Below are 18,849 nucleotides of genomic sequence, written 5' to 3'. Positions count from 1 at the left end.
ACTATTTGTAAACTCCTTGAAATAAATGCTTGGTAGATCTTACTCCTAAGCTTGGCCAAAAGATCTTTCAAACGGTTAACCCTTACCAACCAGGTAAGGGTTTTTTATTGCCTATGCCCCATATATCTGAAGCGAGCAGTCTGGCTAGGAAAATGATACGCTTGATTTTATTAATCCTAGGCCCGTTAACGTTTCATCCCGAACCACGTTGCTGCGCCATAAGGATCTCTGATGGGGCAGTTAGGAAATCTACAGCCCCTAACGCCCTGAAAAGGATTTTTCATGCGCCAACCACCTACTCTGTACTGGGTCATCGGGAACTCCACCGACGCAGGCAAGACCGCTATCTCCAGCGCACTGGTGCGCTATCTCGCCAAGCGTGAAGCGGTGGCGGGCTTCAAGCCATATGGCGGCATCAAGCTTCTGGATTCCTATGATTTTCTGCTCTCTGCACCGGGCGGCGATGAACAAGTGCTGTTTGGCAAGGATGCCGTGGTATTGAGCGAAGCCTCTAACATGACCACCACTGCGGACCTGGAGCTGGTGGCGCCTTCCTATCGTATTTCCTACCCGCATCGCGGTAACACACTGCTGATGCGCAAAGGCACACGGGCACTCGGCAACCGTGTCTTTTATAGCTGCATGCAGGATGCGAGGATTCTACAGCGGCGTGATATTCAAGCGGCGCTGCAGCGCTTGAATTTTCCCATGGCGCAGGCCACCGCTTTACCCCACCGCTATACGCCGGAACATCTTGATGCCATGGATAAACACGTTATTCAGGCTTCTTATCAGCAATTATGCGAGCGGGGTGCGGCGTCGATTGTGTGCGAAGGCTCGGGCTGTTTACTGCCGGTATGGAGCGATACGGTACGTTGCCATCATTTGATTCTGATCGGCCAGGGTAAGCTGCATGTCTGCCGCAACCTCAATGTTAACGTCAGCGGCTCGAACAGCATGGATTCGGTTCCCAGTGTCAGCCGCATGATCAACTACCTACAGAAACGGCCAGACGCGATCCAGACAGTCGACCATATCGTCTGCGGACCGGAAGACCGCCAGTCGACCTATGACGCCCTGTTCAAGCAGCTAGGATTTTAGAAAATACGCAAAAAAACGGCGAGTGGCTTATTTCGCCAACTCGCCTTACATAACCAGACGTCTGTTCATGCCGACCTGGACGCGTTAGATGCCCAGTCCGCCAAACACGACAACACCCAGTACAATGGCCAACAGCAACAGCGTTTCCAGAACCATTAATATCACCGGCTTCCATCCCACGACGGCAAGTTTCTGAAAAGAGGTTTTGATGCCCAGGGCTGCAATAGCCGTAACCAGACACCAGCGGGACAATGTCGACATCCCATCATTCACCACCTCAGGGATCAATCCCAGGCTGTTAATCACCACCAGCACCACAAAGCCCACCAGAAACCCCGGTAGCATAGGCACCTTGCTCGCGCCGCTCTCTTCCTTGCGTGACGCCCGGAAAAGCCACATGAACACCATGACGACAGGCACCAGCATGGCAACCCGGACCAGCTTGACCAACGTTGAGGTGTCTCCCGTTTCTTCCGAGATCATGTAACCCGCCCCCACCACTTGAGCAACGTCGTGGATAGTACCGCCCAGAAAGATCCCTGCCTGAGTATTGGTGAGCATCAGAACACCCGCAATCAAAGGGTAGATCACCATGGCCGCCGTTGAGAGCGTGGTCACCCCGACCACCGTCAGAATGGTGTTGCGCTCGCTGTTTTCATGACGTGGCATCGCCGCCGACAACGCTAACGCTGCAGAGGCACCACAGATGGCAACAGCGCCACCCGTCAGCAAGCCAAGATCACGCTGTAAACCTAGCATTCTGGCCAGCACCGCCCCTGACAGGATAACGATGGCCACTGACCCTATCACGGTGAGCACAGGCCCGATGCCTAGCTCACCGACCTGATCAAACGTCATCCGCGCCCCCAGCAGAGCCACACCAAGACGCAACACCGTACGAGCCGCAAATTCAATGCCCTTTTGGCACAGTCCTTCATCGCTCAGAAAGTGTAGTGACATACCAAACAACAGGGCGTAAAGAAGCGTCGGCCCCCCGTAATGGTCAGCAATGAACGTGGTTGCCAGTGCAATGGTGAAGCACACCAGCAGACCACGCCCAATATCGCGAGAATCAAGGACTCGACGTATAAGCCGAGACAACCTGCTATCCCCGGAAGTCGTAAATATCGATGGCTTCATGTGCCAGCTCCTAATCCTTTCATGCCAGAGGCATGTGGCTAATGCGAGGTTGGTTCTCAACCTGAATCATACAGTGCTACATCAGCCAGTTATTATGTAGCCTAGAGCCCTGCGTACGCCAGCGGCACCGTTCCCATCCGTACTTTCTCATATCGTCGGAAGCGTTAAGGTGTCAGGATTATTTTCGCCGCAGGCGTACGACCGGCAACAAGATCAGCAAAAGCCGCAGCGCCCTGTTCAAGCTGGCGGACTTCGACCCATGAAAGCGGGCCAAGTGCCTGTGAATCCAGCAGGTCGACGGTGGCGCGCAGGTCGGCGGAGGTATAAGTATAGGCTCCCAGGAAGGCGACTTCCTTGAGCGTGATGGATCGGGTATCCAGTCCCCCCTCATTGTCCTGCAACCCTAGGTGCATAATGGCCCCGCCCGGCCGTATGAAACGTACTGCCATATCTCGGGTAATCCCTGAACCGACACAATCAAAAACGGCTTCAAAGCTATCCGTCTGCGGTGTTTGTTCACGCGGATCAAACGTGCTTAGCCCGGCTGCTTCCGCCGTGCTGCGCCGCAACGGGTTGGTTTCGGCAAGCTGCAGATGACGGACCCCTTTATGGCGCAGGATCAACCCCGTTAATAAACCAATGGCACCCGCACCAATTACCAGAACCCGCGCTTCGGAAAGCGGCCTTGAAAGATAGTTTGCCAGACGGTTTACACCATGCAGGGCAGTGGCAGCCGGCTCTGTCAATGCTGCCGCTTCTGCAGACAGTGAGTCTGGTAGTTCAATCAGGCAATGGTTTGGAATCGTCAGCGTTTCAGCAAAACTTCCAGGGCGGGTCATGCCAATCATGGTGCGATTGGCACAAAGGTTCTGACGCCCGGAAATACAGTACTCACAGTGCCCACATACGATGAGCGGATTCATGGTCACTCTTTTGCCGGCCAAAGGGCCTTCCAGCACCTCTCCAGCGGCTTCATGCCCGAGAATCATTGGTGGTTGACGACGGGCATCATGGCCATGAAAGGCATGCAGGTCGGAACCGCAAATCCCCGTCGCCAGAATGCGCACCCGGGACTCGCCTTCGGCTAACGGCAATTCCTCGGTCTCGCGCATTTCTACCTGTTCCGGGCCAACATAATAAAGCGCTTGCATAGTGCAACTCCTTACAGAATCACGTTATTTTGCGGTAAATCCGCCGTCAACGTAGAGTGTCTGCCCCGTGATATAGCCTGATGCCGGGGACGCCAGAAACACCGCTGGACCAGCGATATCAGCCATGCTGCCATTGCGGCCAATGGCCGTTCGCTCCGCCAGGTTTCCGGCTGCCGCCGAATCATTAAACAGTGGTGCCGTAAGCTCCGTGGGGAAAAATCCCGGCGCGATGGCATTGGCATTAATGCCATACTGCGACCACGCCTCGGCCATGGCCCGCGTCAGTTGAACAATGCCGCCCTTACCCGCCCCATAAGGCGCACTGTTGGGGAAGGCCCGCTGCGATTGCAGCGAGGCCAAATTGATGATCCGCCCATAGCCCTTTTCACGCATCCCCGGCGCCAGCGCACGAGATAAAAAGAAAGGCGTACCCAGATGCAGCTGCAGCGTCAGTTGCCAGGAAGCCAGGTCAACCTCGTCAATGGGCTGACGTAGATTGACGCCTGCCGCATTGACCAGAATCGTAACGGTTCCGAAGGGTTCAGCAGCACGCTTGGCAATATCATCCAGCGCTTCCGGCGCGGCAAGGTCAGCCACAAGGGCGGCCGCCTGGCCACCCTGTGCTTCAATCGTCGCGACACTCTCTTCCAGCGCCTCGCGCCTTCGAGCGGCAACCACCACCTTGGCGCCTGATGCCGCCAGTGCCTCGGCCATGGCGCGCCCCAGACCGCTGCTTCCGCCGGTTACCAGTGCCACCTGGCCATCGAGACTGAAGTCCGCTTGCATCTCAGACCTCCTCATTGATCACCAGATCAAAGGTCTCGTCCGGGTAGTACTTGGCCAGACGAACATCACCGGTGCGCGCATGTCCTTCCATGCCTTCGCAGCGAGATAGCCGCGCCGTAGCCGCAGCGACACTGCGCGTTGCTTCACGACTCTGACGCTGATAGCTCACAATCTTGAGGAATTTCTGCGCTGACAGGCCGCCGGTATAACGGGCAGCGCCCTTGGTTGGCAGGATATGGTTGGTGCCTGAACACTTGTCACCAAAGGCAACGGTGGTTTCTTCACCCACAAACAGTGAACCGTAACTGTTCAGTCGCTCTACCCACCAATCAAGGTCTTCCACCTGGAGCTCCAGGTGCTCGGAGGCGTAGCGATCACTGACTTCCACAATTTCCTCACGGGTATCACAGAGGATGATCTCGCCATAATCACGCCAAGCCACCTCAGCGGCATTACGCTGGGTTTCAGGTAGCGATTCGATCAGGCCGGGCATACGCTCTGTTACCGCATCGGCTAGATCCTTGGACATTGTGAATAACCAGACCGGGGTATCCGGTCCATGTTCAGCCTGACCAACAAGATCAGCAGCGACGATATCCGGGTCAGCAGTGTGATCCGCGATGATGCCGATTTCAGTCGGACCGGCAAACATATCAATACCGCAGCGGCCGAACAGCTGGCGCTTGGCCTCGGCGACGAAGCGATTACCCGGGCCAACAAGAATATCGGCCGGCTTGCCGGTGAAAAGGCCGAAAGCCATGGAAGCAATACCTTGCACGCCACCCATCTGTAGGATGGTATCCGCCCCGGCCAGGTCCATGGCATAAAGAATGGCTGGGTGAATCCCCTGCTCATCACGCGGCACTGAACACGCCACCACATTTTTGACACCGGCAACTTTCGCCGTTGCCACGCTCATGATGGCTGACGCAATGTGCGCATAACGACCACCCGGTACGTAACAGCCAGCCGTTTCCATCGGGATCAGCTTCTGGCCAGCAAAAAGTCCCGGCGACAGCTCGGTCTCAAACTCCTGAATGCTGTCACGCTGAGCCACAGCAAAGCGGCTGACGCGCTCGTAAGCAAACTGAATGTCTTTTTTAAGTTGCTCGGGTACTTTCGCTTTCGCCGCCTCAATTTGTTCTCGGCCTACCACAACATCCCCTTGCCAACCATCAAGGCTCAGACAATATTCTTTTGCCTTACTTTCTCCTTCCGCTTCAATTTCGGCCAGCATTCTGGACACGACTTCCTGTGTCTGGTCATGCCCGGTTGATGCGTTTTTATCGGCTTTTTTATAGTAAGTAATCGCCATTTCTACATTCCTCTGTTTTGTTTTACTGACGTTTTTTTGTTGACGTTTCAGTCCCAGTGCACAAGAAGTTCGAGACATCCATGGGCACATCAGGCATTACCCCTACAAAATGTAAGCGCTTACATTTTTTTATCGCCACCAATCTGTAGGTATGTTGCAAATCAATTCATCCCGGTATGGTTATGCTCTTACTGCCACCAGAGCGACAGCCAAGGCACAAACGCGACCAGTAAAGCCACCGACAGCATGGCGAGTACAAAGGGGATGGCATAGCGTGCGATAGCGAGCACGGAGCAGCGTGTCAACCCGGCAACCACGAAGAGATTCAGCCCTAATGGCGGGGTTATGAACCCGAGTCCCAGTGTCGTCACCATCAGGATGGCAAAATGGAACTGGTCCATGCCGACCATCTGTGCCAGTGGCAGTAAAAGCGGTGCCAGAATCACGATATTAGGCGTCGCCTCCATCACACAGCCTGCCAGAACCAGAACACCGATCATCAACAAAATAATCACTACCGGAGAGTCGGTAAAACCGGTGATACTGCCGACCATGGTCTGCGGAATAGACAGGCTGGCAAGCATCTGAGCCAATGGATGCGCAATCGCAATAATCGGCACAATCACCCCACACACGCGTGCCGATGATTCCAGCATTCGGGGAATATCACTCAACCTGAGGGTGCCTTGCTGAAAACCCACCAGCACAACAACGATGACGGCGATCGACGCTGCCTCTGTCGGTGTAAAGATACCCGAATAAATCCCACCCAGAATCACGACAGGGACAGACAGTGCCCATTTCGCATCCCATACAGCGTGTAGCCAGTTTTGAAACGAGAAACGCTCGTGCCCCTTTTCAAAGCCGTACATCCGGTTCAACACCACATTGGTTATCATGATCGCCAGCATCACCAGAATGCCGGGGATAATAGCGGCCAGAAATAACGTGGAAACCGGCATGCCCAACACGAGTCCCAGGACAATATAGGCAATCGAAGGCGGTATCAGAATCCCGGTACAGGCGCCCGCTGCGACCAGCGCACAGGCGGCGGGAAGCGGATACCCTCTTTCCACCAGCCGTGGGATGGTCATGCGTCCAACGGCAGCAGCACCTGCCGCATCAGAGCCGGAGATACAGGCAAAGAAGCCACAGCCCAGCGTCGTAGAACTCCCCATGCCGCTTCGAAACCCACCCACCGTGGCCTGTGCCAGGTTAAGCAATTTCTCCGATAGGCCTGAGCGCACCAGCGCATCGCCGGTCAGGATAAACAGCGGAACGGCAATCAGGGCAAACGCATTGATGCCTTGAAACAACGACGCCCCGAACACCGATAAGGGCAATGCTTCGGTGAAGGTCATCGCCAACAGCGTACCTAGCCCAATGGAGACCCAGATCGGCACACCTAATGCAATCATGGTGACCAGTACCAGAATGGGGAGAAAAAAGCTCCACCCCAAATCTGCCGCGGCGGGTTGATATGTCATAAATTCCATAGCGATTTACCTCAGTCAAACAGCTTCTGACCATCAAACACGGGTTCACCACGCTTCATACGGCGAACATCTGCCAGCATTGACTGCACCACTCGCAATACCACAAGGGCAAAGCCAAGGGGCACGGCCGCCAGGAAAAAGGCCTGTGATACACGCAAACCGGGAGTAATCGACCCAAAGTTCAGCGAGGTGACAATTGGGGCAATCGATAGCCAAAGAGCCCATACCGCCAGCACCAGAGTGGCAATATCCGCCAGCCACCAACCGAGGCGCTTCATTTTCGGGCCACCCAGATTCACCAGCACATCGATACGGATATGCGCCCGATCTCTGACCGCTGCCGCTGCCGCCAGCCATGCCAGGTAGATAAACGCGTAGCGGGCAACCTCCTCGCCCCAGGGCGAGGAGTAGTTAATGACAAAGCGACGAAACACTTCGATGGCAATAGTCAGAATGATCAAGGCGTAGAAAGTCAGCAGTAGCCAACGCTCAGCCTTGCGATCAATACTGTCACAGCGCAGTCGGAACGCCCGCCACTTCGACACCTTAGCTGTTGCTGTCGACGAAGTAGCCATTGTTTTCCTCCGTTGCCGCGAGTAATTGCTCGAAGACATCCATAGACCCGGCCAGCTCCAGCTTGGTCTCGTCCCAATCCGCCAGCTGATGACCACAGCGATCACGCCACTGTCCAATTTCATCGTCTGTCGGGTTATAAACTTCGACGCCTGCCTGACGCATCTGGTTATAAGCATAGGCCCGCGCGGCAGGCACCTTGGCCAGGTTCTCCCGGAACGTTGTGGCAGACGCCTGCATCACACCTTCCTGAATCGGAGCAGGCAGCGAATCAAACCATTCCTTATTGCAGGTATATACCTGGGCATCCGCGACGGATCGAATGGTGGAAATGCTATTCAGCACGTCGGTGAAACCAAACACCAGCAAGGCCTGAACACTGGGATCAAGCGCATCGGCAACGCCTTGTTGCATGGCAGAAGATGTTTCCCCCCACGCAACCGGCGTTGGGTTAGCGCCCAGCAAGCGATACACTTTTTGCAGGATCTGTGAGCCCGGAACCCGGAACTTGATGCCCTGGATGTCTTCCGGCGTTTTGACGGGACCATCAAGCAACCCCTTACGAACCGCCACTGTACGTGGATCAATACAGATATAGGAAAGCACCTTGAAACCGCGCTCCTCAATCTTGTTGTGAACCACATTTTCCCAGGTCTGTGAGGTCACCAGGTTGATAAGATTCTGATTATTGCCACACCAGTAAGGAATGTTGATCAGATCCACTTCCGGTGCAAAGGCCGCCAGGTTCGCCATGGAATGCTGCGCAATCGCGATAGACCCGCCTTGCACTTTGCTGATCAGCGTGTCGCCAACACCCAGCTCACCGGCAGGCGCCAGCCTGACGTAGATTCGACCACCCGTGAAATTCTGCAGGTTCTCTTTGTAGTTCAGCTGCATGATGGGATAAGCCCGCGTTGCGCCTACCCGATACCCGGTTGCCAGAACGATGGTCATTTCGGCAGCCGCCTGAAGTTCGCTCTCCTCCTGTGCGGTTTGCGCCATGGCCTGCTCTGAAAACAGAGTTCCGCCAACAGCGCCAATCACGGCAGCGCTAAAGCCATAGCGGCCCGCGTTAAGCATGAATTGACGACGCTCTGGCAGACTAGGCTCACCAGCGACACCGGACTTGAAGAGTTCAAAACGGTTTAACAGAGACATCAGCGTGCTCCTTGTAGTTGTTATCAATCGTTGTTATCAGCGTTGTTACAAACGTTGTTGTCAGGCCTCGATAGACCTCATGCAGTATCGGAGTTGCGGGATTCAAGTTTCAGACAGGCCGAAATAAAAATCCCTGTAGTCGCCAGCAGAAACAAAGCTTCCTGAGCGGCGGAAAGATTTAACGTCCCCGGACTGAAGCGTTGAAGCAAAACATTGAGGAAAAAAACCACAAAAAGGCCGAAGGCTATCCACATGAGAGCCCCAATCCCTTTGTGACTCGAAGGTTGATGAGATGAATCCGACATAGGGTCACTCCTCTAACATTATTCTTGTAATTATCTTTGTCTGTCTGTGTTTACGTGCTGTGTTTACGTACTGCGCTTACGCACTTCACTTACGTACTTCTTTTACGTACTTTGTTTACGTGCCTTGTTTACGTAACGTACTTAGCCTTGGCAGCGGCCCATTCAATGTTGTATATAGAAGTAGGCTTGAATGTAAGCGCTTACAAAGCTGTGTATTCAAACTAGACTCATATAGATGAATTGTCCAGAAAAACTTTCCTTTGCCATGCACATGTCGATGTGCCAAGGGGTTCATCCTGTAAAGAATAGGGAAAAAGCTTTTATGAACAAAGGACTACAACACGCTCTACTGGCCGATGTTGCCATGGAAGCTGGCGTTTCAACCGCGTCTGTCTCAAGAGTTCTCAACCGGGCACCGCATGTCAGCAGCCAGTTGCGTGTTCGTGTAGAAGCTGCCGTAGACAAACTTGGCTATGTGCCACATGGCTCTGCACGGGCCCTTGCCTCGCGGCGTATCGGTGCCATTGGGGCGCTGGTCCCTACGTTGGACAATTCTATTTTCAGTACAGGTATCAACCGCCTGGAACAGCGTCTTAAACATCACGATTACCGTTTGCTGATTGCCACCTACCGCTATGATCTTGATGATGAACTCGAAGCGTTACACACGCTGATACAACAAGGGGTTGATGGTCTGGTGCTGATCGGCCATGACCATCGACCCAGTGCACTGACAACGCTAAAGCGCCGCCGGCTGCCTTTTTTAACCTGCTGGCACAGCATTGATGATCCCAACTGGCCATCCATTGGCTTTGATAATACGGCACCTGCCCAGACACTGGCCGAACATCTGCTATCGCTTGGGCATCGTCGACTCGCCGTGGTCGGCGCACCGGTAGAAGGCAATGACCGCGCCCGCTCCCGCCTGAAGGGTTTTCTCCAGGCAGCCGAGCAGGCCGGATGTGCCATACCGCCGGAACGTGTCGTCACTGTCGCTTACGGCATTGCTGAAGGGTTTCAGGCGTTTGAAACACTGATGCGCCTTGAAACACCTCCCACCGCCATACTTTGCGGTAACGACACCCTGGCGTTCGGTGTCATGCTGGCGGCCCAGCGAGCTGGCGTTCGCATACCTGATGACCTTTCGGTCACGGGCTTCGATGACCTTCCCCAAGCCCGCTTCATGACACCAGCTCTCACTACCGTGGCGGTTCCTGCCGCTGATATCGGGTATCAAGTCGCCGATGCATTAGTGGCCCGCATCGCGGGCGAAACACCCCCACACCGGCAGTTACTCGACGCTCCCCTGGTCATCCGGGAATCGACTGGCCCATTAAACCCAACGGCTTGAACGTCAGCTCGCGGCTGCATGGCTCTCAAGCGCGGCGACAAGAGAGGTCGATAATGTGACCTGGCCATCGCCCTCACGGCGCAGTTGAAAGCGACGCTCACCCGGTATGCGAACGTCAGGCTGTTCCAACATGGCCGCAAACAGACTTTCCGCATGCTCAACAAAGCCCGAGGAAAACCGCTGCGGATCAATCAGCAGAATCAGTTGCGCAATACCGGGAGGTTTGCCCTCTGCATCAAAAAAGGAACTGGCCTGAAACCCGAAATTGCTACCGCTCAGTCCTGCTGTCAATAGCTCAACCATCAGCGCTAACGCGGCCCCTTTAGCATCACCGGCGGGCACCATACTGCCTGCCAGCGCGTCATCCGGGTCCGTGGTGGCCTGCCCCTCTATATCCAGTGCCCAGCCTTCCGGGATCGGCTTACCTTGCAGCTTCGCCATCATCACCTTGCCACGCGCCACTTTGGACAGCGACAGATCAATCAGCAGCGGGTCGTCTTCGCGACGTGGGCAAGCAAAAGCAATCGGGTTGGTGCCAAACAGCGGGCGCTTTCCGCCCCAGGGGGCCATGGCAGACGGAGCGTTACTGAACGCCAGCGCCAGATAGCCCTGCCGGGCGGCCGCTTCCACCGAGGCACCGGCCACCCCAAAATGGTGAGAATGTGCGATCGACACCGCCGCCATTCCCAGTTGCGCGGCGCATTGATAGCCCGCTTTCAGCCCCTGCTCTACGGCGGGAAAGGCTAGGCCATAGGCGGCATCAACGCGCACCACGGCGCCTTGTGTCTCCACCCGAGGGACGGCTGAGGCATCTACCTTGCCACTGGCTGCCTGGTCCAGATAGAAAGGCAACCGTGACAAACCGTGTGACGGTAAACCATCATGTTCTGCGGCCAGCAAGGCCTCGACGGTCGCTGCGGCCTCGTTCTCACTAAAGCCACGCCCCCGCATGGCGGCCATGGCCAGCTCACGCACGTCGGCGACGCTTAATTTGACGTTGTCAGTCATGCGCTTACCCCCGCTTGTGCCAGCACATCACGCACATTATCGGCGGTCATCTGACTGATACGGGCATTGGATTCTTCGGTAACACCGGCGATATGGGGCGTCAGAATCAGGTTGGGCACACCGTCAAGGGCTGAACCACCTGGCAAGGGCTCCTGTTCAAAGACATCCAGCAGGGCAGCGGCCAGCCGACCTTCGCGCAACGCCGCAGCCAAGGCCACTTCATCCACGATACCGCCGCGTGCGGCATTAATCAGAACGGCGCCGGGCTTCATGCGATTCAAGGCGGCATCGTCAATCAAGTGACGCGTCTCATCCGTAAATGGCACATGCAAACTGACGGAATCTGCGACTGCCAGCAGGCTATCGAGGCTCTCATGACGTTCAACCCCCGCCCATTCCGGCGCATCCGCCGCCAGATGAGGATCAAACGCCACCACTTTCATGTCCAGAGCAAGTGCTCGTCGCGCCGTCTCACGCGCAATGGCACCAAAACCGACCAGGCCCAGTGTTGAGCCACTGGCTTCGCGTCCAATCAACGCCTGACGGGGCCATTCACCTGCCAGCATTGACGGGCTGGAGAAATAGGCATTGCGGCGCAACATCAAGATGCCAGTCAGTACGTACTCGGCAACCGAACTGCCATTTCCGCCATGCGCCGGTTTCACGGCCACCCCATGGGCGTCACAGGCCTTGAGGTCGATATTATCGAGGCCCACGCCCAGGCGTCCTACCGCCTTCAAGCGAGGAGCCGCCGCCAATAACTCGGCATCAACCTGGGTGCGATTGCGCACGATAATGGCGTCAGCGTCAGCGACGGCGGCAAGCAGGGACGAGCGGTTATCAACCAGGGTGATGTCGAAAATGACGTCAAACTGCGTTTGAAGATTCTCGACAGCGGCTTCGTCCATGAACTCAGAAATCACGATTTTGGTCATGAGTACTCCTTTGTTAATACTGGAACAGTTTTATTACTGGGACAGTTGTTATTGATGGAACAGTTGTTATTGATGGAACAGTTATTATTAACGTGACAGCTGTTATTGCCGGGGCAGCCCCGGCAATCAGGGTTGTATGTCTCTGTGCAACAAAACGGCTACATCCACCACCGCCCCAGCGGCAACGGCACATTAAGCAGCAAGGCAAAGAGACCGTAGAAAAAGGCGACCATCACGGCTCCGGTCACCAGATGTCCGATTAAACGTCGCGCTGGCCAGGATCGGTACTGAGCCACTACCATCAAGCAGGCAAAACTTGCCAGTCCTGTCAGCAGAAACCCCACCCATGGCATCAATAGCGCCCAGACGGTCATCACGACCACCAGCAGTATCCGCCTGGGCGTGGAACCCTTGTCACGCTCCGTATTGCTTAACACCCCGCGCACCACCAGCTGGCCAAGCCGCAGTAACCCCGCGACAATCACCACGATAGCGATGGTGGCGGGAAAGATAGCGCCAAGCTGGCTCATATCCTGGCTGTGCCATAGGCAGACAGCGCCGATACCGATGAACAGCAGCGGCATCAGGAACTCTGAACGTGCCGAGCACGACGCCTGGAGCCTGGGAAGCGTTTTGCTCATGATGAAGTCTCCTGATGGGAATCATCCGCACCTTTCTTATGGCGCCTCTGGGCTCGACGCGCTTTGATCACCGGGTAGAAAACACTGAGGATCGATAAGGCGATGATCGTCAGCGAAATCGGCCCACCAAAGAACATCGTTGCGTAGGAGCCGCTTGCACGCCCCATCAGGAAGCCCTGCACGAACCCCTGTTCGGCAATAGGCCCCAGAATCAGGCCCAGCACGATCGGCGAGGGTTTGAACCCGTAGCGATTGAGGAACCAGCCCACCACACCCAGGGTCAGCATGATGATGACATCACTCACGCTATTGCGAATGGCATAGGTCCCAATCACCGTCATAAAGGCGATGGTAGGTACCAGTAACGCTTTGGGAATGGTGATAATGAACTTGAAGGCATAGCGGCCGATCAGTAACCCCAGCGGCAACAGCAGGCAGGTAGCGATAAACAGCCCGCCGACAAAGGTGTAGGTGATACTCGCATTGGTGGTGAACAGCTCCGGTCCGGTACGAAACCCTTGCACCAACAGCGCCCCGAGGATGACAGCATCCGGCGGCGTACCAGGAATCCCCAATACCAGGGTGGGAATGAAGCCACCGCCTACCGTCGCGTTATTAGCGGCTTCGGTGGCCAGCACGCCCTGAGGATTTCCTTTACCGAAGGAACTCGAGTCTTTAGCGGTGCGCCGGGCTTCCGAGTACGACACCAGACTGGCAATCGACCCACCAGCCCCCGGCAAAATCGCCACCCCGGTGCCAATGGTCGCCGAACGCAATAGATTCAGCTTGCCTACCCAGGCATGCTTCAGGGCTTCGCGTAAACGGATCCCGCGTGGTTCTTCACTAACTTTAAGATGGGATTCAGGGGTAGCGACAAGATCAATCAGCACCGGGATACAGTACAGCCCGATTAGCGCCGATACTGTCTCGATGCCGCCCAGCAACACCTGAGAACCAAAGGTATAGCGAATATCGCCCCCCACCACGGCCACGCCGACAGTAGAGAGCAATAACCCAAACCCAGCGCCCATGAAACCTTTCAACGTCGACCCCTCGGACAACGCTGAGATCAGCGTCAACCCGAAAATGGCCAGCCAGAAATATTCCACAGGACCAAAGCTCAGCGCCACCTGTGCAAGCAAAGGTGCCAGGGTCAGCAAGGCCAGTACGCCGACCAGCCCACCCACCACCGAAGCTAATGTCGAGAGGGTGACCGCCAGGTCACCATCTCCACGCTTGGCCATCGGGAAGCCATCGAACGTTGTCGCTATTGCCGACGGCGTTCCCGGCGTATTGACCAGGATGGCCGAATACGACCCGCCATAAATGGCACCGGTATAAATCGCACCCAGCATGATCAACGCTGACTCCGGCGTCATACCGAAGGTCACCGGCACCAACACGGCAACTGCCATAGTGGCTGAAAGCCCTGGCAGCGCCCCGATGATGATTCCCGCCGCAACCCCCAGCAGCGCCAACCCCAGATTCATCGGCGACAAAGCGCCTAATGCATGACTGAGAATATCCATACGACTCCTTACCGGGGTCAGATCAGTCGATCAGGCCGAGTTCACGCGCGGTAGCTTCGTAAACATCCATACGCTCCGCCATGAAGGCGTCCATTTCATCTACCGGGATATCCATCAGTACAAAGCCTAGATCCTGCATTTCCTGCTGGAACTGAGGATTCTGGTTAATCTGCTGGAAAATATCAGAAAGCTTCTGCTGAATGTCGTCAGGCGTTCCCTCAGGTACCGCCATACCACGATAGGCACCCCCTATCATGTCATAGCCAAGTTCCTGGAAGGTCGGCACATCAGGGAACATCGGGTGACGCTCCTCAGAAGCCACTGCCAGCATGCGGACTTTGTCCTGATGATTGGCGGCGACCGTCGTGTAGCCCCACTCTGCCTGCACCTGACCACCGAGTAGCGCCGTTACCGCTGCACCGGTTCCCTTGAAGGGAATATAGGTCGTGGTGACATCCGCTAACTGCTGGAAGCGCGTATTCGCCACATCGTTGGCACTGTAAGTACCGCTACCAGAGAGAGTTACCGCTCCCGGCGCTGCCTTGGCGGCTTCAATCAAGTCATCAAGGGTTTCATAAGGACTATCATTGCGCACCAGAATGGCATCCGGCGAATAATGGAAATAGTGGAAATTACTGAGGTCTTCCAGCTGGAAACCGACATCTTTCCCCATCGGCTTGAGGATGATATGCGGCAGGTTGGACCCCATGATCGTGTAGCCATCCGCCGACATATCCGAGAGCTGAGACCAACCCACAGCACCACCGCCGCCCGGCATATACTGGACGATCAGCTGTTCACCGGTGATTTCCTCGAAATATTTCTGCTGCAGACGGGCGCTGATATCAGACTCACCGCCTGGGCCAAAGGGAATCACGTACTGAATGTTTTTGGATGGGAAGTCGTCAGTCTGAGCCATGGTCAAAGCGCTGACGAGGGATAGTCCCAGACCGGCTGCCAGGCCGATGGATAGAGAGATTCGCATGATTTATTCTCCAAGTATTGTCGTTGTCATTGTCGTTTTTAACTTGCGAGCAAACAGTACCGACGCTTGCGATAGTCTACGGTACTGGGTGAGAGGCGCTATCGGTTAAACATTCCTCCTAAAACAAAGCGACGCCCAGCCACATAGAGCAAGGGCGTCAAAAGATGATCAGGCACTTTCGTAAAGGCGTGTCATAACGAACTCACGATGCCCAAGCGCTTCAGCGGCAGTGTGACGGCCATTGGCAGTACGCATCATCATTTCCAGTAATGCATCACCAGCCTCGTCCATATCCATCTCGCGTCTGACAAGAGGCGTGACATCAACGTCAATATGCTCGCTCATGGTCCGCAGGGTACGCGGGTTAGCACACAGCTTGATCACCGGCAGAATCGGGTTACCGATAACGTTACCCTGGCCCGTCGGGAAAAAATGCACGACATAGCCCGCCGCTGCGCACAGTGTCACCATCTCAGCCGCTGCCGAAGAAGAATCCATGAACCATAACCCTGACCCGGTCGGCGCTTCGGCTTTATCGAGCACACCATCGACCATGCAGCGCTTACCGATTTTCTGGATATTACCCAGCGCCTTCTCTTCGATAGTCGTCAGACCACCTTCAATGTTGCCCTTGGTCGGCTGGGATTCCGATAGATCGCTGGTTTTGTAGCGGTCAATCATGTTGCTGTAACCGTCAAACATCGCCTGGAACTGCTTACGTACTTCAGGCGTCGCGCAACGCTCAGCAACCAGATGCTCGCCACCCGTCAACTCGGATGTTTCACCGAATACCAGCGTACAGCCTGCATCATAGAGCTTATCGAACGCGTTACCTGTCGTCGGGCAGGAAGCCAGACCTGAGGTAGTGTCGGACTCACCGCACTTGGTAGAGACCCACAGCTCATTGATATCGCACTCTTCGCGCTGCAATTCACTGGCGTGCTGCACGAACTCACGGGCTGTCTTGGACGCCGCGCAAATCGTGTTGTGGTCACCGTTCTGCTCGATCCAGAAGCCTTCAACGGGCTTGCCGGTAGCCTTGATGCCATCCACAACTTTGTTCGTCCAGCCCGGCTCAATACCAATCACGATGACCGCAGCAACGTTCGGGTTGCAACCAATACCGATCAGCGTACGGAAGTGCAGATCGAGATCAGGACCAAACTGCAAACGGCCATAAGCATGCGGCAGTGCCAGCGTTCCCTTGATGTTATTGGCGACGGCCTCGGCGGCAGCGTTGGAAATGTCGTCGACCGGCATAACGATAACGTGATTACGGACACCAACGCGCCCATTCTCGCGACGATAGCCTTGAAACTTGCGACCTGTAATTTCCATTTTTACCACCTCTTGGTTTTAACATTGTGGACGTGCAGGTGTTCACCCTTGTTGATCGGCTTGATGGCGCGACCAATATCGACGCTGTACTTCATGACAGCATCATTTTCTGCCAGATCACGAACCGCCAGTTTATGACCGATCGGAATGGCATCATGAACGGTGCAAGTCATCGTCTCGTTACCTTCCATGATCCAGCCTGTTACCTCTTGGCCAGCCTGAATCCCCTCGACCACAATGACCCCGACGCTATCGTCGGCATCATGCACTATAAAGTCGATGCTCATAATATCTCCTCTCAACCTGTGAGGTTATTGACGTTATCCCGGTGTCGAATGACAAAGCATCCAATGACGGAAACCGCTTACAAAACCTGTCTAAAACCCGTCTGAAAAAACGGCCTACACAAAGCGGCTCAAAATATTCAAAAACGTATTTAAAAACCAATATTCAAAAGCCGTGACGCGCTACATCCGCTGAAACCACTACTCATATATATGACATATGATAAAGGATAGCAAGTTCACAGCATATTTTTTTGATATTATTAGGGCCAGCGAAAATAAATTGACGGACATCAATGCCGTGTTAGCAGCACTTCAAGGAACCGAACATGAACGCCGAGCCAACCCCCAGTTACCGCCCGCTCTACCAACAGATCAAGGAAGCTCTGCTTTCACGCATCGTGTCAGGCATTTGGCCACCGGGCACGTTCATTCCCAGTGAGTCCGCCCTGTCACAGGAATACGGCGTCAGCGTGGGAACCTTACGCAAGGCAGTCGATGCACTCGCCAACGAGAATGTCGTGATTCGTCATCAAGGCAAAGGCACTGTCGTGGCAACACATGACAGTGATCGGTCGCTCTTCCAGTTTTTTCATTTTGCACGTCACGATGGCACCCGTTCGCTGCCGATTTCTCGTGTACTGAAGCGGGAACGCCGACCCGCCACGAAGGAAGAAGCGCAGGCGTTGGACATAGAGGAAAACGCGGTGGTCGTGCATATCCAGCGGATCAGGGTGCTGGATGATATTCCCTCTTTGCTGGAAGACCTGGTCGTTGATGCGGAAAGGTTTCCGGCCCTGGAAAGCGAGCCACAAACGCTGCCCAACACGCTTTACCAGCTTTATCAGCAGAAATTCAGCCAAAGCGTGGCAAAGGCAGAGGAACGCCTGGTTGCCGTGGCGGCAGGCCCCAAGGAACAGAAACATCTCGGGGTCGATATCGGCTCACCGCTACTGGAAGTCCACCGGGTTGCCCGAGGCCTTCAAGGCGAAGCCCTTGAATACCGTGTCTCACGCTGCGAAACCCAACAGCACTGCTACTGGAACGAGCTCTAACGAAAGCGCCCATGCAAATCAGCTAGCCCTCTGACCAATCGACGGGGGTTGAGAAATTCGGCTGATTCGCGTTCTTGGTTAACTGCCTTCAAGCATGTAAGCGCGAAGCTGCCGCTCGTCTCGCATAACGTACAGGATAAGAACACGGCGCCTATCATTACGATAAAAAATGCGGCACGGTGGCACCACTACCTCCCGATAGACGGAATTGGGTAACTCAGGAGGAACCCGCCCGGATTGCGGAAAATCTTCCAAGCGGCCGATGTTATTGAAAACCTCTTCCACCAAGCGGCTGGCCGCATCAGGATTATCCAGCGCAATGTACTCTGCGATAGCGTCTAATTCCTGCAGAGCTGGCTCTGTCCAGGTTACTTCAGCCATTTATTCATTTTTTCCCTGGCCTCACGTTGGCTGTACGTTCTCCCTTCCAGCACAGCACGCTCTCCCCTTGAGAGCCCTTCAAGCAGTTCAAGCCTGCGCTGCATGAACTCATAATCCTGAACATCAACAAGGTATGCGGAAGGCTGACCGTGCTCCGTGATCAGAATCGGCTCTTTTGTAAGATGCAAGTCCGCCAAAATTTTCGTGGCTTGGCGTTTAAGGTTTGTCACAAGCTCAACTTTCATGGGTTTTACCCTGAATCCAACACAAAGTATCACTATAGTATCACTTTCCAGGCGAGGCAAAAGGACGCCTGG

At 55.0% G+C, this 18,849-nt stretch carries 20 protein-coding genes; 3 read left to right on the top strand and 17 right to left on the bottom strand.

Annotated elements, in window-relative coordinates; all coding sequences use genetic code 11:
- The first annotated feature begins 282 nt into the window (after positions 1-282).
- Positions 283-1,101: a hypothetical protein gene (locus ACU6TU_RS00650; protein WP_447142682.1), complete on the top strand. Its 819-nt coding sequence runs from the start codon at positions 283-285 to the stop codon at positions 1,099-1,101.
- An 84-nt stretch (positions 1,102-1,185) separates the two neighbouring features.
- Here ACU6TU_RS00650 and ACU6TU_RS00645 read toward each other — a convergent pair whose 3' ends face one another.
- The 8 genes from ACU6TU_RS00645 to ACU6TU_RS00610 form a co-directional block, all read right to left on the bottom strand.
- Positions 1,186-2,241 carry a YeiH family protein gene (locus ACU6TU_RS00645; RefSeq protein ID WP_447142681.1) on the bottom strand — a complete coding sequence of 352 codons (1,056 nt, stop codon included), beginning with the start codon at positions 2,239-2,241 and terminating at the stop codon, positions 1,186-1,188.
- Between the two features lie 164 nt (positions 2,242-2,405).
- Positions 2,406-3,392 carry an alcohol dehydrogenase catalytic domain-containing protein gene (locus tag ACU6TU_RS00640; protein ID WP_447142680.1) on the bottom strand — a complete coding sequence of 329 codons (987 nt, stop codon included), beginning with the start codon at positions 3,390-3,392 and terminating at the stop codon, positions 2,406-2,408.
- Positions 3,393-3,416: 24 nt separating this feature from the next.
- Entirely contained in the window at positions 3,417-4,178 is a 762-nt protein-coding gene (locus tag ACU6TU_RS00635; protein WP_447142679.1) for an SDR family NAD(P)-dependent oxidoreductase, read from the bottom strand.
- A 1-nt stretch (position 4,179) separates the two neighbouring features.
- The gene (gene hisD, locus ACU6TU_RS00630; protein ID WP_447142678.1) at positions 4,180-5,493 is read right to left on the bottom strand and encodes a histidinol dehydrogenase; all 1,314 of its coding nucleotides are present in this window, start codon (positions 5,491-5,493) and stop codon (positions 4,180-4,182) included.
- 188 nt (positions 5,494-5,681) lie between these two features.
- Positions 5,682-6,989, bottom strand: a complete 1,308-nt coding sequence (locus ACU6TU_RS00625) for a TRAP transporter large permease (RefSeq protein WP_447142677.1) — start codon at positions 6,987-6,989, stop codon at positions 5,682-5,684.
- 11 nt (positions 6,990-7,000) lie between these two features.
- A complete protein-coding gene (locus ACU6TU_RS00620; protein WP_447142676.1) occupies positions 7,001-7,564 on the bottom strand; it encodes a TRAP transporter small permease in 564 nt (187 codons plus the stop codon).
- Positions 7,536-8,720, bottom strand: a complete 1,185-nt coding sequence (locus ACU6TU_RS00615; RefSeq protein WP_447142675.1) for a TRAP transporter substrate-binding protein — start codon at positions 8,718-8,720, stop codon at positions 7,536-7,538. The genes ACU6TU_RS00620 and ACU6TU_RS00615 overlap by 29 nt, the downstream gene beginning before the upstream one ends.
- Before the next feature lie 77 nt (positions 8,721-8,797).
- Positions 8,798-9,025: a hypothetical protein gene (locus ACU6TU_RS00610; RefSeq protein WP_447142674.1), complete on the bottom strand. Its 228-nt coding sequence runs from the start codon at positions 9,023-9,025 to the stop codon at positions 8,798-8,800.
- Between the two features lie 322 nt (positions 9,026-9,347).
- Here ACU6TU_RS00610 and ACU6TU_RS00605 point away from each other — a divergent pair, with 322 nt between their 5' ends.
- Positions 9,348-10,376 carry a LacI family DNA-binding transcriptional regulator gene (locus ACU6TU_RS00605; RefSeq protein WP_447142673.1) on the top strand — a complete coding sequence of 343 codons (1,029 nt, stop codon included), beginning with the start codon at positions 9,348-9,350 and terminating at the stop codon, positions 10,374-10,376.
- Between the two features lie 3 nt (positions 10,377-10,379).
- On the opposite strand, the gene ACU6TU_RS00600 is transcribed toward ACU6TU_RS00605, so the two are convergent.
- The 7 genes from ACU6TU_RS00600 to ACU6TU_RS00570 form a co-directional block, all read right to left on the bottom strand.
- Positions 10,380-11,384 (bottom strand): Ldh family oxidoreductase, encoded by a 1,005-nt coding sequence (locus ACU6TU_RS00600; protein ID WP_447142672.1) that lies wholly within the window; start codon positions 11,382-11,384, stop codon positions 10,380-10,382.
- A complete protein-coding gene (locus ACU6TU_RS00595; protein WP_447142671.1) occupies positions 11,381-12,319 on the bottom strand; it encodes a hydroxyacid dehydrogenase in 939 nt (312 codons plus the stop codon). Before ACU6TU_RS00595 ends, ACU6TU_RS00600 begins: the two co-directional genes overlap by 4 nt.
- Positions 12,320-12,477: 158 nt before the next feature.
- Entirely contained in the window at positions 12,478-12,960 is a 483-nt protein-coding gene (locus ACU6TU_RS00590) for a tripartite tricarboxylate transporter TctB family protein (protein ID WP_447142670.1), read from the bottom strand.
- On the bottom strand, positions 12,957-14,489 hold the full coding sequence (locus ACU6TU_RS00585; protein WP_447142669.1) for a tripartite tricarboxylate transporter permease: 1,533 nt from the start codon (positions 14,487-14,489) through the stop codon (positions 12,957-12,959). The genes ACU6TU_RS00590 and ACU6TU_RS00585 overlap by 4 nt, the downstream gene beginning before the upstream one ends.
- Before the next feature lie 22 nt (positions 14,490-14,511).
- Positions 14,512-15,474 carry a tripartite tricarboxylate transporter substrate binding protein gene (locus tag ACU6TU_RS00580; RefSeq protein WP_447142668.1) on the bottom strand — a complete coding sequence of 321 codons (963 nt, stop codon included), beginning with the start codon at positions 15,472-15,474 and terminating at the stop codon, positions 14,512-14,514.
- Positions 15,475-15,642: 168 nt separating this feature from the next.
- Positions 15,643-16,812 carry a UxaA family hydrolase gene (locus ACU6TU_RS00575; RefSeq protein ID WP_447142667.1) on the bottom strand — a complete coding sequence of 390 codons (1,170 nt, stop codon included), beginning with the start codon at positions 16,810-16,812 and terminating at the stop codon, positions 15,643-15,645.
- A gap of 2 nt (positions 16,813-16,814) precedes the next feature.
- A complete protein-coding gene (locus ACU6TU_RS00570; protein ID WP_447142666.1) occupies positions 16,815-17,099 on the bottom strand; it encodes a UxaA family hydrolase in 285 nt (94 codons plus the stop codon).
- 326 nt (positions 17,100-17,425) lie between these two features.
- On the opposite strand from ACU6TU_RS00570, the gene ACU6TU_RS00565 reads away from it, so the two are divergent.
- A complete protein-coding gene (locus ACU6TU_RS00565; RefSeq protein ID WP_447142665.1) occupies positions 17,426-18,151 on the top strand; it encodes a GntR family transcriptional regulator in 726 nt (241 codons plus the stop codon).
- A gap of 78 nt (positions 18,152-18,229) precedes the next feature.
- On the opposite strand, the gene ACU6TU_RS00560 is transcribed toward ACU6TU_RS00565, so the two are convergent.
- Entirely contained in the window at positions 18,230-18,532 is a 303-nt protein-coding gene (locus tag ACU6TU_RS00560) for a type II toxin-antitoxin system RelE/ParE family toxin (RefSeq protein WP_447142664.1), read from the bottom strand.
- Entirely contained in the window at positions 18,520-18,777 is a 258-nt protein-coding gene (locus tag ACU6TU_RS00555; protein WP_447142663.1) for a type II toxin-antitoxin system Phd/YefM family antitoxin, read from the bottom strand. The genes ACU6TU_RS00560 and ACU6TU_RS00555 overlap by 13 nt, the downstream gene beginning before the upstream one ends.
- Positions 18,778-18,849: the final 72 nt, after the last annotated feature.

Source organism: Halomonas sp. LS-001, from assembly GCF_052983955.1.
This window is presented reverse-complemented; position numbering and strand designations above follow the sequence as displayed.

Coding starts and splice junctions, on each gene's coding strand:
- ACU6TU_RS00650 (WP_447142682.1), top strand. CDS start 283: ATGCGCCAACCACCTACTCTGTACTGGGTCATCGGGAACTCCACCGAC.
- ACU6TU_RS00645 (WP_447142681.1), bottom strand. CDS start 2,241: ATGAAGCCATCGATATTTACGACTTCCGGGGATAGCAGGTTGTCTCGG.
- ACU6TU_RS00640 (WP_447142680.1), bottom strand. CDS start 3,392: ATGCAAGCGCTTTATTATGTTGGCCCGGAACAGGTAGAAATGCGCGAG.
- ACU6TU_RS00635 (WP_447142679.1), bottom strand. CDS start 4,178: ATGCAAGCGGACTTCAGTCTCGATGGCCAGGTGGCACTGGTAACCGGC.
- hisD (WP_447142678.1), bottom strand. CDS start 5,493: ATGGCGATTACTTACTATAAAAAAGCCGATAAAAACGCATCAACCGGG.
- ACU6TU_RS00625 (WP_447142677.1), bottom strand. CDS start 6,989: ATGGAATTTATGACATATCAACCCGCCGCGGCAGATTTGGGGTGGAGC.
- ACU6TU_RS00620 (WP_447142676.1), bottom strand. CDS start 7,564: ATGGCTACTTCGTCGACAGCAACAGCTAAGGTGTCGAAGTGGCGGGCG.
- ACU6TU_RS00615 (WP_447142675.1), bottom strand. CDS start 8,720: ATGTCTCTGTTAAACCGTTTTGAACTCTTCAAGTCCGGTGTCGCTGGT.
- ACU6TU_RS00610 (WP_447142674.1), bottom strand. CDS start 9,025: ATGTCGGATTCATCTCATCAACCTTCGAGTCACAAAGGGATTGGGGCT.
- ACU6TU_RS00605 (WP_447142673.1), top strand. CDS start 9,348: ATGAACAAAGGACTACAACACGCTCTACTGGCCGATGTTGCCATGGAA.
- ACU6TU_RS00600 (WP_447142672.1), bottom strand. CDS start 11,384: ATGACTGACAACGTCAAATTAAGCGTCGCCGACGTGCGTGAGCTGGCC.
- ACU6TU_RS00595 (WP_447142671.1), bottom strand. CDS start 12,319: ATGACCAAAATCGTGATTTCTGAGTTCATGGACGAAGCCGCTGTCGAG.
- ACU6TU_RS00590 (WP_447142670.1), bottom strand. CDS start 12,960: ATGAGCAAAACGCTTCCCAGGCTCCAGGCGTCGTGCTCGGCACGTTCA.
- ACU6TU_RS00585 (WP_447142669.1), bottom strand. CDS start 14,489: ATGGATATTCTCAGTCATGCATTAGGCGCTTTGTCGCCGATGAATCTG.
- ACU6TU_RS00580 (WP_447142668.1), bottom strand. CDS start 15,474: ATGCGAATCTCTCTATCCATCGGCCTGGCAGCCGGTCTGGGACTATCC.
- ACU6TU_RS00575 (WP_447142667.1), bottom strand. CDS start 16,812: ATGGAAATTACAGGTCGCAAGTTTCAAGGCTATCGTCGCGAGAATGGG.
- ACU6TU_RS00570 (WP_447142666.1), bottom strand. CDS start 17,099: ATGAGCATCGACTTTATAGTGCATGATGCCGACGATAGCGTCGGGGTC.
- ACU6TU_RS00565 (WP_447142665.1), top strand. CDS start 17,426: ATGAACGCCGAGCCAACCCCCAGTTACCGCCCGCTCTACCAACAGATC.
- ACU6TU_RS00560 (WP_447142664.1), bottom strand. CDS start 18,532: ATGGCTGAAGTAACCTGGACAGAGCCAGCTCTGCAGGAATTAGACGCT.
- ACU6TU_RS00555 (WP_447142663.1), bottom strand. CDS start 18,777: ATGAAAGTTGAGCTTGTGACAAACCTTAAACGCCAAGCCACGAAAATT.